Source organism: Ochrobactrum sp. PL_is483 (genome assembly GCF_055816855.1).
Genome location: NZ_JBVPGS010000032.1, coordinates 55,291 through 70,685 on the forward strand (window position 1 = coordinate 55,291; position 15,395 = coordinate 70,685).

At 56.4% G+C, this 15,395-nt stretch carries 17 protein-coding genes; 10 read left to right on the plus strand and 7 right to left on the minus strand.

The window, feature by feature from the left end; translation table 11 throughout:
- Positions 1-29: 29 nt before the first annotated feature.
- Both AC0TNJ_RS08845 and AC0TNJ_RS08850 read left to right on the plus strand, forming a co-directional pair.
- On the plus strand, positions 30-1,661 hold the full coding sequence (locus tag AC0TNJ_RS08845; RefSeq protein WP_473770874.1) for a P-loop ATPase, Sll1717 family: 1,632 nt from the start codon (positions 30-32) through the stop codon (positions 1,659-1,661).
- Positions 1,662-1,663: 2 nt separating this feature from the next.
- A complete protein-coding gene (locus AC0TNJ_RS08850) occupies positions 1,664-1,969 on the plus strand; it encodes an Rdx family protein (RefSeq protein ID WP_473770875.1) in 306 nt (101 codons plus the stop codon).
- A 210-nt stretch (positions 1,970-2,179) separates the two neighbouring features.
- Here AC0TNJ_RS08850 and AC0TNJ_RS08855 read toward each other — a convergent pair whose 3' ends face one another.
- Positions 2,180-3,403 (minus strand): DNA recombination protein RmuC, encoded by a 1,224-nt coding sequence (locus AC0TNJ_RS08855; RefSeq protein WP_473770876.1) that lies wholly within the window; start codon positions 3,401-3,403, stop codon positions 2,180-2,182.
- A gap of 101 nt (positions 3,404-3,504) precedes the next feature.
- Between AC0TNJ_RS08855 and def the strand changes: the two genes are divergently transcribed.
- Genes def through truA form a run of 3 tightly spaced genes read left to right on the plus strand, consistent with a single transcriptional unit; the run spans position 3,505 to position 5,711 of the window.
- A complete protein-coding gene (def, locus tag AC0TNJ_RS08860) occupies positions 3,505-4,032 on the plus strand; it encodes a peptide deformylase (protein WP_122001520.1) in 528 nt (175 codons plus the stop codon).
- Positions 4,032-4,952, plus strand: coding sequence for a methionyl-tRNA formyltransferase (gene fmt, locus AC0TNJ_RS08865; protein WP_473770877.1), 921 nt, complete (start codon positions 4,032-4,034; stop codon positions 4,950-4,952). The genes def and fmt overlap by 1 nt, the downstream gene beginning before the upstream one ends.
- A gap of 3 nt (positions 4,953-4,955) precedes the next feature.
- Complete coding sequence (gene truA, locus AC0TNJ_RS08870; RefSeq protein ID WP_473770878.1) at positions 4,956-5,711, plus strand: tRNA pseudouridine(38-40) synthase TruA; 756 nt, start codon at positions 4,956-4,958, stop codon at positions 5,709-5,711.
- Positions 5,712-5,724: 13 nt separating this feature from the next.
- On the opposite strand, the gene AC0TNJ_RS08875 is transcribed toward truA, so the two are convergent.
- A complete protein-coding gene (locus AC0TNJ_RS08875) occupies positions 5,725-6,699 on the minus strand; it encodes a quinone oxidoreductase family protein (protein WP_473770879.1) in 975 nt (324 codons plus the stop codon).
- Between the two features lie 95 nt (positions 6,700-6,794).
- On the opposite strand from AC0TNJ_RS08875, the gene AC0TNJ_RS08880 reads away from it, so the two are divergent.
- Positions 6,795-7,655 (plus strand): LysR family transcriptional regulator, encoded by an 861-nt coding sequence (locus AC0TNJ_RS08880; protein WP_025090804.1) that lies wholly within the window; start codon positions 6,795-6,797, stop codon positions 7,653-7,655.
- A gap of 11 nt (positions 7,656-7,666) precedes the next feature.
- Here AC0TNJ_RS08880 and AC0TNJ_RS08885 read toward each other — a convergent pair whose 3' ends face one another.
- Entirely contained in the window at positions 7,667-8,272 is a 606-nt protein-coding gene (locus tag AC0TNJ_RS08885; RefSeq protein WP_473770880.1) for a hypothetical protein, read from the minus strand.
- 54 nt (positions 8,273-8,326) lie between these two features.
- Positions 8,327-9,535 (minus strand): succinyl-diaminopimelate desuccinylase, encoded by a 1,209-nt coding sequence (gene dapE, locus AC0TNJ_RS08890; protein WP_473770881.1) that lies wholly within the window; start codon positions 9,533-9,535, stop codon positions 8,327-8,329.
- Positions 9,536-9,821: 286 nt separating this feature from the next.
- On the opposite strand from dapE, the gene AC0TNJ_RS08895 reads away from it, so the two are divergent.
- The 3 genes from AC0TNJ_RS08895 to AC0TNJ_RS08905 all read left to right on the plus strand — a co-directional run bounded on the left by AC0TNJ_RS08895 (position 9,822) and on the right by AC0TNJ_RS08905 (position 11,516).
- Positions 9,822-10,373 carry a transglutaminase-like cysteine peptidase gene (locus tag AC0TNJ_RS08895; RefSeq protein ID WP_122001519.1) on the plus strand — a complete coding sequence of 184 codons (552 nt, stop codon included), beginning with the start codon at positions 9,822-9,824 and terminating at the stop codon, positions 10,371-10,373.
- A gap of 421 nt (positions 10,374-10,794) precedes the next feature.
- On the plus strand, positions 10,795-11,022 hold the full coding sequence (locus AC0TNJ_RS08900) for a hypothetical protein (protein ID WP_122001438.1): 228 nt from the start codon (positions 10,795-10,797) through the stop codon (positions 11,020-11,022).
- Positions 11,023-11,255: 233 nt separating this feature from the next.
- Positions 11,256-11,516, plus strand: coding sequence for a hypothetical protein (locus tag AC0TNJ_RS08905; protein WP_473770882.1), 261 nt, complete (start codon positions 11,256-11,258; stop codon positions 11,514-11,516).
- A gap of 347 nt (positions 11,517-11,863) precedes the next feature.
- Here AC0TNJ_RS08905 and dapD read toward each other — a convergent pair whose 3' ends face one another.
- Complete coding sequence (gene dapD / locus AC0TNJ_RS08910; protein ID WP_121981698.1) at positions 11,864-12,718, minus strand: 2,3,4,5-tetrahydropyridine-2,6-dicarboxylate N-succinyltransferase; 855 nt, start codon at positions 12,716-12,718, stop codon at positions 11,864-11,866.
- A gap of 206 nt (positions 12,719-12,924) precedes the next feature.
- Between dapD and AC0TNJ_RS08915 the strand changes: the two genes are divergently transcribed.
- The gene (locus tag AC0TNJ_RS08915) at positions 12,925-13,764 is read left to right on the plus strand and encodes an LOG family protein (protein ID WP_122001518.1); all 840 of its coding nucleotides are present in this window, start codon (positions 12,925-12,927) and stop codon (positions 13,762-13,764) included.
- On the opposite strand, the gene AC0TNJ_RS08920 is transcribed toward AC0TNJ_RS08915, so the two are convergent.
- Together AC0TNJ_RS08920 and AC0TNJ_RS08925 are read right to left on the minus strand one after the other, a co-directional pair.
- Positions 13,752-14,696 carry a DUF817 domain-containing protein gene (locus AC0TNJ_RS08920; RefSeq protein ID WP_473770883.1) on the minus strand — a complete coding sequence of 315 codons (945 nt, stop codon included), beginning with the start codon at positions 14,694-14,696 and terminating at the stop codon, positions 13,752-13,754. The two genes, AC0TNJ_RS08915 and AC0TNJ_RS08920, sit on opposite strands and share 13 nt — an antisense overlap.
- A complete protein-coding gene (locus AC0TNJ_RS08925) occupies positions 14,683-15,387 on the minus strand; it encodes a pyrimidine 5'-nucleotidase (protein ID WP_473770884.1) in 705 nt (234 codons plus the stop codon). The genes AC0TNJ_RS08920 and AC0TNJ_RS08925 overlap by 14 nt, the downstream gene beginning before the upstream one ends.
- Positions 15,388-15,395: the final 8 nt, after the last annotated feature.

A 15,395-nucleotide genomic window follows, 5' to 3' on the forward strand; every position in this document is an offset into this window, starting at 1 on the left:
TCCCTTAAGGTGGGTTTGGGGGGGCTTAAATGTCGCTTATGAATAGAATTATACTGCGCCAAGGTATTCATATTGGAGAGCCAGCTGCAGAGGATGATCATCAGTTTTTATCGGAATGCTTTGTTGATTTGCCTATTGTTGAGCAATTAAAAGATTTCGATTCTCCAAAGTGTATTCTATTGGGTCGTACTGGCACTGGAAAAACTGCTATTTTAAATAATATAGAGGCAAATAATCGTAATTGCATCAGGCTTGATCCTAAGGATATTGCGTTTGATTATATAGCGAACTCCAATATCATATCTTTTCTTTTTGATAACGGATGTAATCTATCGTTATTATTTCAATATTTGTGGAAGCATGTATTCTGCACGAAAGTAATTCAGAAATATTTTGAAAGCAGGAGTATTTTTGATTTTGCTTTAGATAGTATTTCCCAGGCAAAGGTGGGGATGAGGTCATACCTAGAGAATTATTCTGATAAGTTTTGGATAGAGCATGACGTAGCTATCAGAGAAATTTCTGATTCTTTCTCTGGTCGTTTGGAGAGTGAACTGCGTAGCATGCTTGGTGTTGACTATGCAAAAATAGAGGCAGGAACGATATCTGAACTTAATCTTTCCTCGGCGCAGAGGAAAGAGATTATCTCTCGTACACAGAAGGCTGTCTCCGATATGCAAATGAGAGAGTTGGCCCGCGCTATAGATAGTCTAAATGAAATAATGAATAATCGTCAGAAGCAATACTATGTAATAATAGACGAGCTTGACCTAGACTGGGTCGATAGTTCTATTAAATATAGTTTGATAAGGTCTCTTATAGAGTCTGCTAAATCTTTACGTAAGTTAAGAAACGTTAAGGTGATTATTGCACTTAGGACGGACTTGTATGAAAGGTCTATAAATGACGATAGCGTTGAGGGGATTCAGCCGGAAAAATATGAGGGCATGATTTGCGATATTCGGTGGAATGAAAAAAGTCTCAGAAATGTCGTGGACAAAAGAATTGAATTTATGTTTAAGAGAGTATATACAAAGCAAGGTGTAAAATTTTCTGATATTTTTCCTTCTGACATCAGAAGAGTAGAGTCTTTTGAATATATAGTTGAGAGAACTTTATATAGGCCGAGAGATATTATTGCTTTTCTAAACTCAATATTGGACATATCAGCCGGATCTCCGATGATTTCCGCCAAAAACGTTACTGAGGCTGAAGCAAATTACTCTCGGAAGAGGTTTGATGCTCTTTGCCGAGAATGGGAAACACTCCATCCGCATCTTAAGATTTACCTCGGCTTTTTACGAGGCCGAACTGGCAAACAAGATGTTAGCACCATAGCTGTGCGGGAGATAATTATGGATGTTTGTTTGGCGGTAGATGATGCAGGTAGAGAGGGGCAGTTGAAGGATAGTGTTGAGCGACAGTGCGAGATTTATTCTAAGCGGGAGAACCCGTCGAAATTGAGGGATGTTGCTTCTAGCTTGCTCGCGGTCTTTTATAAAGTTGGAGCTGTGGAATTGAAGCTTTCAAAGGGTGATGTTTTTCGGGCCTGCTATAAAAATGAATCGCATATAGCTGAAAACCAAATTGGACTAGATGCCGCCTTTAAAGTAACTCCTATGCTTTGGAGAAGTCTTGGTATTACTCCTAATCTAGGGTAGATATGACTGATCTTCTCCACATCTCCATCACCTACTGCACTCAATGCAACTGGCTGCTGCGGGCGGCGTGGATGGCGCAGGAACTGCTGCAGACTTTCGGGCAGGATTTGGCGGAAGTGGCCCTACGTCCGGGCACGGGCGGGGTGTTTGAAATCCGCGTTCATATGCCGGACGGCAGCGAGGAACTCATCTGGGAGCGCAAGCGCGACGGCGGTTTCCCGGAAGCCAAGGTGTTGAAGCAGCGCGTGCGTGATCTCGTCTGGCCGGAACGCGATCTCGGTCATTCGGACCGGCCAGTCAGTTCTTGAGCGGCTTCCTATCACTGATCCTTGGAGGCTACGCTTCGCTCCGCACCTCAGGATGAGGGGCGGCAAGCCCGATGATATGAGGCCAACGATGTTAAACATCGACGCAGACGATTTAACAAAAGCACAGATTTTGTGAAGGTGAGTGGATACGCAATTCCCTCATCCTGAGGAGGTGCGTAGCACCGTCTCGAAGGACGAGGGAAAACAGGATCAATCCTCATCCACCACGCGCAGGCGTAGCTGACCCGGTTCGGTCGGTCTGGCCTGTGGCCGCGAAGGTTCCTCCGTGGGGGCAGGACCGAATTCCAGCGCCTCGATCTTCGCGCCGCGTTTCGTCACCTTGCTGGAAGAGACCAGAATATCGTCAATATCCTTGTTGGCCTGCGCGAAATGCGTTTGCAGCTTGCGCACGCGCTCGTCCAGGCGGCCGACATCTTCCATCAGGCGGATCACTTCGCCCTGAATGACATGCGCCTGCTCGCGCATGCGGGCATCCTTCAAGATTGCCTGAATGACCTGAATGGACAGCATCAGCAGCGACGGCGAGACGATAACGACCCGCGCCCGGTGCGCGCGCTGGATGAGCGCCTCGAAATGCTCGTGAATATCCGCAAAGATCGATTCCGACGGCACGAACAGGAAGGCGGTGTCCTGTGTTTCGCCGGGGATCAGATATTTGTCGGACACGTCCTTGATATGAATTTCCATGTCGCGGCGGAATTGCGCGACCGCTGTCTTGCGCGCCTCCGGTTGTTCCGTTTCACGCATCGAGTTCCAGGCTTCGAGCGGGAATTTCGCGTCGATCACCAGTGAGGGCGCGTTGTTGGGCATACGCACAAGGCAATCGGGCCGGGTGCTGTTGGAAAGCGTTGCCTGAAATTCGTAGGCGCCCTGTGGCAGGCCGTCGGCGATGATCGCCTCCATCCGCGACTGGCCGAAAGCGCCGCGCGTCTGCTTGTTGGCGAGGATCGCCTGCAATTGCACCACCTGACCGGCGAGCGACTGGATATTGTTCTGCGCCGTGTCGATGACCGCGAGGCGCTCCTGCAATTTGGCAAGGTTCTCATGCGTCGAGCGGGTCTGCTCGGTCATGGTCTGGCCGATGCGATGCGTCATGCCGTCGAGCCGCTCGCGGATCGACTGGTTCAATTCCGCCTGCCGTGAGCCGAATACTTCCGCCATGGTCTGCATGCGGCCCTGCATTTCGGCTTGTGCTTTCAGGATTTCGGCCATGCGATATTCCGCGTCGCGGGCGCGGTCCTCGGCCTGCGCTTCCGCCACTGCGCGAAGCCGGGCGGAACGCGCCGCAGCGATCAGAAAAAGGCAGAGGCTCAGCACCAGCACGACAATGCCCGCCAGCAGGATATTGCCGAGCGTGACGGATGTGGCGCCGAGCTGCAGAAGCGGCTCATTCAAGAGATTTTGGTTTTCCATGGGAAGAGCTTAGCTGATTCGTATCGCCTTGATGAGATCAAAACGGGAACATTTTGCAAAGTGTAATTGACGATTCCCATACGAGCGATTACGTGAAGCGCATGTCTGTAAAACCGCTTGTCATCCTTCCCGATCCCGTCCTGCGTCAGGTTTCCGCGCCTGTGGAACGCTTTGACGACCAGCTGCGCAAATTTGCCGGCGACATGTTCGACACCATGTATGATGCGCCGGGCATTGGCCTTGCCGCCATTCAGGTGGGCGAACCGATCCGCATGCTTGTCATCGATCTCGCCAAGGAAGGCGAGCCGAAGGAGCCGCATGTCTTCGTCAATCCGACGATCGTGCAGTCTTCCGACGAGCGCGGCACCTATGAAGAGGGCTGTCTTTCAATCCCGGATTATTATGCCGAGGTCGAGCGCCCCGCGACGGTCAAGGTCGAATATTTCGATGCCGACGGCAAGCCGCAATCCATGGAAGCCGACGGGCTGATGGCCACTTGCCTGCAGCATGAGATCGACCATCTGAACGGCGTGCTCTTCATCGACCATATTTCCAAGCTGAAGCGCGATATGGTCATCAAGAAGTTCAAGAAGCTCGCCAGCCAGCGCGTATCCGGGAAAGTGCTTTAATGCGTGTCGTTTTCATGGGGACGCCGGAATTTTCCGTGCCGATCCTCACCGCCATTATCGGTCACGGTTACGAGGTTGCCGCGGTCTATACGCAGCCGCCGCGTCCGGCGGGCCGCAGAGGCCTGGAGCTGACCAAGTCGCCGGTGCATGAGAAGGCGGAGCAGTTCGGCATTCCGGTGTTCACGCCCAAGAGCCTCAGAAACGCGGAAGAGCAGGAGATTTTCGCAAGCCTCGAAGCCGATGTCGCGATTGTCGTGGCTTATGGCCTGCTGCTGCCGCAGGCCATTCTCGATGCGCCGCGTCTTGGTTGCTATAATGGCCATGCCTCGCTTTTGCCGCGCTGGCGTGGTGCCGCTCCCATCCAGCGCGCCATCATGGCGGGCGATGTGGAAACCGGCATGATGATCATGAAGATGGATGCGGGGCTCGATACCGGGCCGGTTGCCATGGCGGAAAAGGTTGCCATCACGCCGGACATGACGGCAGGCGAGCTGCATGATCGCCTGAGCATGATCGGGGCGGACCTGATGATTCGCGCGCTGGGCGCGCTGGAACGCGAAAGCCTTGCCTTGCAGCCGCAGGCGGAGGAAGGCGTCACCTATGCCGCCAAGATCGACAAGGCCGAGGCGCGCATCGACTGGTCGAAGCCTGCGAAGGACGTGCACAACACCATTCGCGGCCTGTCGCCTTTTCCGGGCGCATGGTGCGAGATGGAAATCAATGGCACTGTCGAGCGCGTGAAATTGCAGCGCTCCACGCTGGGCGAGGGCAGGGGCGAACCGGGCGCGGTGCTGGATGATCGGCTGACGGTAGCCTGCGGCGAGGGTGCCGTTCGGCTTGTGACGCTACAGCGTTCCGGCGGCAAGCCATTGCCTGCGCAGGAATTTCTGCGTGGCGCGCAGGTCACGAAGGTTCTCTAAGCGGTGCCGCGCTACAAGCTCACTGTCGAATATGACGGCACGCCCTATGTCGGCTGGCAGCGGCAGGAAAACGGCCATGCGGTGCAGAATGCCATCGAGCTGGCGTTCAAGAAGTTCTGCGGCGAGGACCTGACATTGAGCGCTGCGGGCCGTACCGATGCGGGCGTTCATGCCACCGCGCAGGTTGCCCATGTCGATCTTGCCAAGGATTGGGACGCGGGCAAGGTGCGTGATGCGGTGAATGCGCATCTGGTCATGGCGGACGAGCGCGTCAGCATATTGAATGTCGAGAAGACGACCGACACATTCGACGCCCGTTTTTCGGCACGTAGCAGACATTATCTCTACCGCATCCACAATCGCCGTGCGCCTCTGGCTATCGATTATCAGCGCGCATGGTGGGTGCAGAAGCGCCTTGACGCCGATGCAATGCATGAAGCGGCGAAGCGGCTATTGGGCGAACACGATTTCACGACGTTTCGCGCTACGCAATGCCAGGCGAAAAGCCCGGTCAAGACGCTCGACCGGCTGGATGTAACGCGCAATGGCGACATGATAGAAATGCGCGTTTCAGCGCGGTCCTTTCTGCACAATCAGGTCAGGTCATTTGCAGGCAGCCTGATGGAAGTGGGCGTGGGTCGCTGGACGGCGGATGATCTGCAAGCTGCTTTGGAAGCGCGCGACCGCAAGGCCTGCGGGCAGGTTGCCCCGCCCTATGGGCTTTATTTGGTCGGCGTCGATTACGCCTTTCCGTACTGAGACCCGAAGCGCTCTAGGGGATCAAAAGCAAACTTCCGGATGATTTTCCCGTCTCCAGCGCGCGATGGGCCTGTGCTGCCTCGCTTAGCGGATAGGTTGCCCCAATCGTTCCAGTCAGTCCCTTTTCCATGATGTCGAAAAGCTTGGAAGCGGAGTTTCGGTAGTTATCCAGATCGTTGATGTAAGCGATCACGCTTGGCCGGACGAAAGAAAGATCTGCTTGATTGCCAAGTGCATCAATGACTGCCTCGGAGATTCTTCCACCGGCTTGACCGATGCTCGCCAGAGTTCCGAGATGGCGCACGCATTGCGCGGTTTTGGGCAGAGTTTCTCCACCGATGCCATCATAGGCGACGTGAACCCCCTGTCCGTTCGTAAGGCGTCTGGTAGCGGTGATAAAATCACAATCGCGCCCAACGAGCACATGATCCACGCCGTTCTCGCGCGCCGTTTCGGCCTTTTCTTCCGAACTGACTGTGCCGATTACCGTTGCTCCGAGAGCCTTGCCCCAGCGGATCAACAGAGTACCCAGTCCGCCTGCGGCTGCATGCACCAGCATGACCGTGTCCGAGCCCACGGGAAATGTATCGGTCAGAAGCATATGGGTGGTAAGACCGCGCAGCATTGTGGCTGCCGCCGTCTGCGCGGAAATTGTATTGGGCAGCATCAGGGCCCGTTGGGCGGGTAGAAGCCGGGTCGAGGCATAGGCACCCACCGGGAGGCCTGCATAGGCCACCCGGTCACCCGGCTTGAGAGCAGTTACGCTCGATCCGACGGCCTCCACCACGCCTGCGCCTTCGACGCCGAGCACAGCCGGAAAGGACGGCAGCGGATAAAGGCCGGTACGGTGGTAGATGTCGACGAAATTCACGCCGATTGCCTCGTGGCGGATGCGTATCTCGCCCGCACCGGGGCTTCGGGGTGTCTGCGGGACTGTCTGAAGCAGCCCTGCTTCACCGGTCTCGTTCAGAATGATCTCGTGGTCCATCAGTTTAGCCTCCGTTGCAATCCGGAGCAGTATCGTGGATAGAGAAACGGGAAAAAATTGCTGTTTTGATCGCAACGTATGGGAAAAATTTCACAATGGTGAATTGGGAGAGCGTACGTTATTTTGTAGCTTTGGCCGATACCGGCACTCTGTCGGGCGCGGCGCGGATGCTGAATGTAGAGCATGCGACGATAGCGCGACGTGTGGCTGCCCTGGAAAGCGAAACCAGTTTGAAGTTGGTTGACCGTCGGGGACGGCGTTTTCTGCTGACGGAAGACGGTGAACGGATCGCTGCAATTGCCCGCAAGATGCAAGACGAGGCGCAGGCTATCAGTCGGCTGGGCGCAGTCCGCGATACTGGTATAAGCGCTACCGTTACACTCACGGCGCCGCCTTCCTACGCGGTTGCGAGACTGGCCAGGCCGCTTGCTGCAATATCGGCGCAGTATCCGGGTATCCATATGCGTGTGATGGGGGAGGCGCGCTTCAGTTCCCTGAACCGTCGGGAAGCGGACATAGCTATACGCCTGACACGTCCGACGACCGGCGACCTCACCATCCGCAGGCTTGGCGAGGAAGCCTTTCGCCCTTACGCAAGTCGACACTATCTGGCGCGAACCCGCCCAGAAGAATGGCAGTTCATTGCCTATGATGAAAGTTTGGAGGACGCGCCGCAGCAGGCATACTTGCTTGCCTTGGCTGGCACCCGGCCAATTGCCTTGCGCGCCAACACGCTGGAGATGCAGCTCGCGCTCGTAAGCGAGAACGCTGGCATCGCCATGCTGCCGGATTTCATGGCTGAAACACAGGAGCATCTCGTGCCCGCGCTGCCGGATCATGCTCCGCTTCTGCGTGAGGTTTGGATGGTTGTTCACTCCGACATGAAGGCCGTTCCGGCTCTGCGCGCCGTCATGGCCGAGATTGCTGGTGCCCTCAATCATCCCATGCCGATATAACGGCTATCGTATTAGTAAGCCTGCGGATCGAAGCCGATCCCGAGTAAATTCTGCAGCAGGACGGTCAGGAACAGCGAGCCGAAGAAGATGCAGGCGAAGAACGGTGCGGCATAGGCATGCGGGCGCTGCAATGCGACGAATGTCAGCCGGTAGCTCAAAACGATGGATATGCCGAATATGATGAAGGCGAACAATGTCGACACATCGATCCGTCCCGGAAAGAACAGTTGCAGCAACGTGATGGGCGCGAAGATCCACGAAATCAGGGCGCTGCCCCAATTGGTGGCAATCACGAAAGCCGCATAGCGCTTGGCGATGCCGATGCGGCTTGCGAGCGCGCCGATGATGACGAGCGGGATAACCCAGGCGGCGATGTCCACGAAGGCGGCGCGGGTGACGATGGCAAAGCGCAGGCCCGCTTCCTCGCGGCCCGCCGTCAGGTTCGCCGCATAGGCCACCCAGCTTGCGAACATCGGCGGCAGCGCAATGGCGATCGCATAGAAAGACGACCAGAAGCCCTCGGCGGATATGTCGAGATAATTCAGGCCTTCCTTGCGCCCGAGCATCATTTTCCAGACGCCCCAGAAATATCTGAAAATATCGTCCAGGCTTGGCATGAGATTCCCAAACTTTCGCATAATCCGGCGGACAGGTCGTACGACTGTCCGGGGCTATGCACTACCCAAAGAAATCGGCCCAAAGAAATCGGCAATGAAGCGCTCATAAATCTGTGTCAGGCCTTCGAGGTCGGCAAGGGCCACGCGCTCGTCAACCATATGCATGGTCTGCCCGACAAGGCCGAACTCGACCACCGGGCAGTAATCCTTGATGAAGCGGGCGTCCGAGGTGCCGCCTGAAGTCGACAATTCCGGGCGCTTGCCGGTCACGGCCTCCACCGATGCGCTCAGCGTGCCGATCAGCTTTTCGTCGCGGGTCAGGAACACATGGCTCGGATGCTCGCGCCAGGTCAGTTCATAATTGATCGGCGTTTCGCGCCCCGGACGCAGGCGGTTGTCGCGAGCGGCCTTTTCGAGGCGCGCCGCGATTTCGGCCTGCAAGGTTTCTGCCGTCCATGTGTCGTTGAAGCGGATGTTGAACGAGGCGGTTGCCCTGTTCGCGATGACATTGGTGGCCTTGTTGCCCACATCGATGGTGGTGACTTCCAGATTGCTGGCCTGAAAATCTGCCGTGCCTTCATCGAAAGCCGGGTAAAGCAGGCTGTCGACCAGCGTTGTGATGCCGCGCACCGGATTTTCGGCCAGATGCGGATAGGCGGCATGGCCCTGCACGCCATGGACGGTGATCGTGCCGGAAAGTGAGCCGCGCCGTCCGATCTTGATCATGTCGCCGAGCGCGTTCGGATTGGTCGGCTCGCCGACGATGGATGCGTCCCAGCTTTCGCCGCGCTGCTTTGCCCAGTCGAGAAGCTTGACCGTGCCATTGATGGCCGGGCCTTCCTCGTCACCGGTGATCAGGAAGGAAACGCTGCCCTTGATGCTGCCATGCTTTTCAATGTGGCGGGCAACGGCTGCGACGAAACAGGCGACGCCGCCTTTCATGTCCACCGCGCCGCGACCGTACATCACGCCGTCTTCGATGGCGGCGGAGAAGGGCGGATGCTTCCAGTCGCCTTCATTGCCGGGCGGCACGACATCGGTATGGCCCGCGAACATAAGATGCGGGCCATTGCCTGACTTGCGGGCATAGAGATTTTCGATATCGGGCGTGCCTTCCTCGCGGAAGACGGGCCGCTCCACTGAAAATCCCATCGGCTTCAGCATGGCTTCCAGCGCCGTCAGCGCGCCGCCCTCGGCGGGCGTGACAGATGGGCAGCGGATCAGGGCGGCAAGATTATCGGCGGGATTGACGGCTAAACTCATAATGTCGGCTTCTGTTGACCAAGAATCGTCTGGACTGTGAGACTAGATCGGGATGCGTTCGGATGGAACCACAATCAATCAGACAAAGTCATGTCGCAATTTCGTTCACCGCGCGCTTTTCCATATAGGTCGCAATTTGAGAACGAAATTTCCTTGACCGATGGGGGCCTGTCATCGTTAGTTAAAAAAGAGTTGATAACGAGACCCGCAAAGGGCCGGTCAACGGGGACTCTTTTAAAATGGGAAATTGCGCATGCGTTTTGTCACTTCTGCGATAGCAGGCATGATGGTGCTCTTCGGGGCGACGACAATACCGGCCAAGGCCGCGCAATGGAGTGAAGCAGGCGCGCTTACAAGCATTCCTTACGGACACAAGGAATACTGCGATCGCAACAAGCGCGATTGCGGCGGGCATCGCGTGCTGCCGCCGATGAAGCTGACCCCGCAGCGCATGAAGCTGCTGCAATCGGTCAGCAGCTCCGTCAACCACCGTATCAAGCCGGTTTCCGATCAGGATAATTACGGCAAGCGCGACTACTGGACGCTTCCGGTCAACGGCAAGGGCGATTGCGAAGACTATGTGCTGATGAAGCGGGCGCAATTGATGGCGCGGGGCATCAGCCCGTCATTGCTGCTTGTCACCATGGTACAGGGCAGCGAGCCGCATGTGGTCCTCACCGCCCGCACCGATCACGGCGATTATATTCTCGACAATCTGCGCGACGAGGTGCTGCCGGTCGAGAAAACATCCTATCGCTATATCAAGATGCAGTCGCCAGCCAATTCCGGCCAGTGGGTTTCCATCGTCGGGCGCTCGGTCGCTGTCGCGAATAACTGAACGTACCAGCCGGTTTCCCGTATTCCATCGGTGAACCGTGAGCAAAAGAAGAGCCGCATTCGATGCGGCTTTTCTTTTGGCTCGTCGTTAGGCCGTCCTGCCGGGAGAGGGCCGGGCAGCCTCCTGTTTTCGGGAAAATGGGCCATTGTTCACTCTCATTGGACAATATATTCGGACAGACTGTTCGCGCTTCTTGAACAAAAATCACTGTGTAACAGTCGCGTGAAGATTAGTATATCAGCTATCTCTATGTTTTCATTTACAAAATTAGACTATTCTTGATTGGGTCCAAGATTTTGGATGCACAAATGTGTGATCTATTTAACATTTTCGTGACTGGAAATCCTAGGCACTGTCGCCCATCTGAGGTGCATCGGAACGACGAACAAAACGCCGCTCCACTTTCCAAGGAGATAGGAAAATGAAGAAGATTGTTCTTGCTGCCGCTGCTCTTGCTCTTACCGCCGGTGCCGCCTTTGCAGAAAACCCGCATGTGGGCGAGCCTGCCAATCTTTATGCAAACGACCGCACCCCGGTCGCTTCCCAGAAGCTTGACTACACCGCTCCTGCCTCGATCAAGGCTCCGGTTTATCAGAATGGTTCCGCTCACCGCTTCGGTGATGCGTCGCCTTCCTCTTATGAGAACTAAGAGCCCGTCAGGGCTTCCCGGTCCAGAAGGCCGGGGATGAATGAAATACCCCTGTATGTAATCCCGAAAGTGTCGGGGCATGTCCTCCCAGATGCGCCTGACACTCAGGGCGGGCCACGAAGGCCCAGTTGATAGCCAGTGAATAGAATGTCCCTTGCAGGCTTGAGACACGGTCTCAAAAAGCTGATCGGCGAATGCCGAAATCGGGGACACAATGAAAAAGGATTAAAGAAATGAAGAAGTTCGCTTTTGCCGCTCTTGCTGTCGCCCTTAGCGCCGGTGCCGCCTATGCAGAAAACCCGTTCGTCGGCCAGCCGGCAGACATGGCAGCCCAGGACAAGGCTTTCACTCAGCTTGGCCAGGCTCCGGTTGCTGCGCCCCGCGGCAACATTGATTACACGGCTCCGGCTTCCATTCGCCAGTCTTCGCCGGTTGAGCAGAACGGTTCGGCTCATCGCTTTGGCGACGCTTCCCCGTCCAGCTATCAGAACTAATTCTTTCTGACAGCTGGAAATCCCCAGGCCATCCCTTGCGTTTCTCCCCCTCACGCACGGGATGGCCGATGGAATGCCGGAAGGCGGTCAAGGCCGCAATCGAGAATCTCCCCGGAGGATGGCGTCTGTGTCTCCCCGGACTGCCCGGATCAGAGGCATTGCGCCATCCAAAGGGGCGCTCATGAAATGCAAAAGGCGAAGCTTGCGGGCTTCGCCTTTTTCTTTTCGGATGGCGTATTGTTAGAGCGGTTCCTGTTTTGACGGAATCGTTGGAACCGCTCTATCCATTTGTTTTTCCGCATTTCCGAACGCAAAACCGTTTCACACTTTTGCTGGAAATGCTCTAGTCAATCGCGCAGCAATTCGTTGATCGACGTCTTGGAGCGGGTTTTTTCATCGACGCGCTTGACGATGACGGCGCAATAGAGGCTTGGACCCCAGTTTTCGCCCGGAACGTTCTTGCCCGGCATGGTGCCTGCAACGACGACCGAATAGGGCGGCACTTCGCCGTAGAAGACCTCGCCCGTGGCGCGGTCCACGATCTTGGTGGACTTGCCGATGAAGACGCCCATGCCGAGGACCGAGCCTTCGCGCACGATGCAGCCTTCGACGACTTCCGAACGCGCGCCGATGAAGCAATTGTCCTCGATGATGGTCGGGCCGGCCTGCATCGGCTCCAGCACGCCGCCAATGCCGACACCGCCGGAAAGATGAACGTTCTTGCCGATCTGCGCGCAGGAGCCGACCGTCGCCCAGGTGTCGACCATCGTACCTTCACCGACATAGGCGCCGAGATTGACGAAGGAAGGCATGAGGATCGCGTTCGGCGCGATATAGGCCGAGTGACGCACGACGCAGTTCGGCACGGCGCGGAAGCCCGCCTTTTCAAACTCGTTGGCCGTCCATCCGTCGAACTTTGAAGGAACCTTGTCCCACCAGGACGACTGGCCGGGGCCGCCCTTGATGACTTCCATCGGGTTGAGGCGGAAGGAGAGCAGAACCGCTTTCTTCAGCCATTGGTTGACATGCCAGTTGCCGTCCGCCTGTTTTTCTGCGACACGGGCTTCACCGCGGTCGAGCAGAATGAGCGATTGTTCGACGGCATCGCGCACTTCACCGCGCGTTGCCGTATTGATGCCGTCGCGCTCGTCGAAAGCCTTGTCGATTGTCTTCTCAAGGGAGGCGAGGTCTGGCTTGGTCATAAGGTGCGGTCTCCATGATGGGGCGGCGGAAGGCAGGCGGGAAAGGTCCAGCCCGTTTGCTGGGAAATTGATTAAGCGATGGCGCCATATGGGTCAATCGCGTTCGTGATCCGATTGCGGCGCCACGTTTGAGACAGATTAAGCAATTAGCGCCAGAATGAATGTTCATTTCTTTGCATGGCGGAATGAAAGAGCAGGTGAGAAGCATGAACCCGATGGAGAAGTCCGGCTGGACGCCGTTCCCCAATTCCGAGGAAGCTGTCAAGCAGGCGCGCACCGTACCGCAGACGCCGCAGACCGAGGCTCCGGCCTATCGCCTTGCTTTCACTGACGATGACTTCATGACCCGGCGCGATTTGCGCCCGGTGCGGTTGCAGCTTGAGCTTCTGAAGCCGGAAATGATCCTCGCCGATCGCGGCATCAAGTCCACCGTCGTCATGTTCGGCGGCGCGCGCATTCCAGAGCCGGGCGGCGAGGCCTGGGCGGCCAAGAACGAGGTGCAGAAAAAGAACCTCGAAGCCAATGCGCATTATTACGAGGAAGCGCGCAAATTCGCGCGGCTTTGCTCGGAATATTCCGCCACCACCTATTATCGCGAATTCATCGTGGTGACGGGCGGCGGCCCCGGCGTCATGGAAGCGGGCAATCGCGGCGCCGCCGATGTCGGCGCGCCGACCATCGGCCTCAATATCGTGCTGCCGCACGAGCAGGCGCCCAACGCCTATGTCACGCCCGATCTCTGCTTCAACTTCCATTATTTCGCGATCCGCAAGATGCATTTCCTGATGCGGGCCAAGGCGATCTGCGTTTTCCCCGGCGGTTTTGGAACGATGGACGAGCTTTTCGAGGCGATGACGCTGATCCAGACCAACCGCATGGAGCGCGTGCCGCTGATCCTGTTCGGCAAGGAGTTCTGGACCAAGGCGATCAATATCGAGTTTCTGGCCGAGCAGGGCACGATTTCGCCTGCCGATATCGAGCTTCTGAATTTTGTCGAAACCGCTGACGAAGCCTGGGAGCAGATCAAGGATTTCTACAAGCTCTGATCCCCCTTGACAGGCTGTTGGAAGCGCCCGGCCAAAAGGTCGGGCGTTTTATTTTGCGCTTCTTCTTCGGCCCGGTAGGGCCGGGGGCGGTGAACGAGCGTCACCAGCACGACCGAGATAATCATCAGCAGATACCACGAGCCGAGCTTGCTCATCGATACCAGTTCAAAGCCGTTGCGCTGGTTTGGATAGAGCCAGGCCTTCGACCATGTGCCGATGTTTTCGGCAATCCAGATGAAAAGCGAGGTCAGCAGGAAGGCGATCAGCAGCGGCATTTTGTGCCGGAAGCGGAAGACGCGGTAATGCATGCTGGTGCGCCAGAAAAGGACAAAGGTCGCGGCGAACAGCAGCCAGCGCATGTCCCAGATGAAGTGGTGCGCGAAGAAATTGATATAGATCGCGGCCGCCAGAACCACGGTCATCCAAAGCGGCGGATAGTGGTTCAACCTTATATCGAAGATGCGATTGATGCGCGCCATATAGGAGCCGACAGCCGCATACATGAAGCCGGAGAAAAGCGGCACGCCGCCAATGCGGAAGAAGTTTTCTTCCGGATAGACCCAGGAACCGGCATGGGTCTTGAACACTTCCATCGCTGTCCCGACGACATGGAAGATGAGGATGACCTTGGCCTCCTCCCACGCTTCCAGCTTGAAAACCAGCATGGCAAGCTGGATCGCGAGCGCGGAGAGGAACAGGAAATCATAGCGCGTGATGAACCCGGCACCGCCATCCGGCCAGAACCAGCGGGTGACGATGATGAGCGCCAGCATCGCACCGCCGAAAAGGCAGGCCCAGGCCTGTTTCAGCCCGAAAACCAGAAATTCGATCAGCGCATCGCTGATCCGGTGCCGGGGCAGATTATCGAGAAGGCGGTGGGCTGCCTCGTCGATATGTTTTTCCAGTCCGGTGAAATGCCTATCTTCGCGCAATAATTTCTTCCAGAAACAGGGTCAGGTTGTCGGTCACATAGTCCACCTGATCGGTGAACTCGGGGTCGCTTTCCCATATTTCGGAAAATGTAGGCTCAAAATTGTTCGGCACGACCAGAACCGTTTTCATGCCGAGGGCCTTGGGGACAACCAAGTTGCGTGCCAGATCCTCGAACATCACGGCCTTGCCCGCATCGACACCGAAAGCGCCGAGGAAGCGGTCATAGGTGATCCGTTCCGGCTTCGGGGTCAGGCCAGCCGCGACAATATCGAAAATATCGTCGAAATCATCGAGGATTCCGAGCTGGCGGGCGGCGCGTTCGGCATGGCCGCGATCACCATTGGTGAAGATGAAGCGACGGCCCGGCAGCGCCTTGATGGCTTGTCCGAGCGCCGGATCAGGTTTCAGCCAGGAATAGTCAATGTCATGGACCTTTTGCAGAAAATCGTCCGGGTCGATCTGATGGCACTCCATCAAGCCTTTCAGCGTGGTGCCATATTCCAGATAGAACTGCTTTTGAATCTTGCGCGCTTCGTCGCGCGGCAGGTTCAACAGGGCCTCGACATAGCTCGTCATCTTGACATCGATCTGCGCAAACAGATTGGCGGCGTGCGGGTAGAGCGTATTGTCGAGGTCGAACACCCAGTCGGTGACGTGGGCGAAAGCAGCTCTGTCCGGAATATCGGTCATGATCTTTC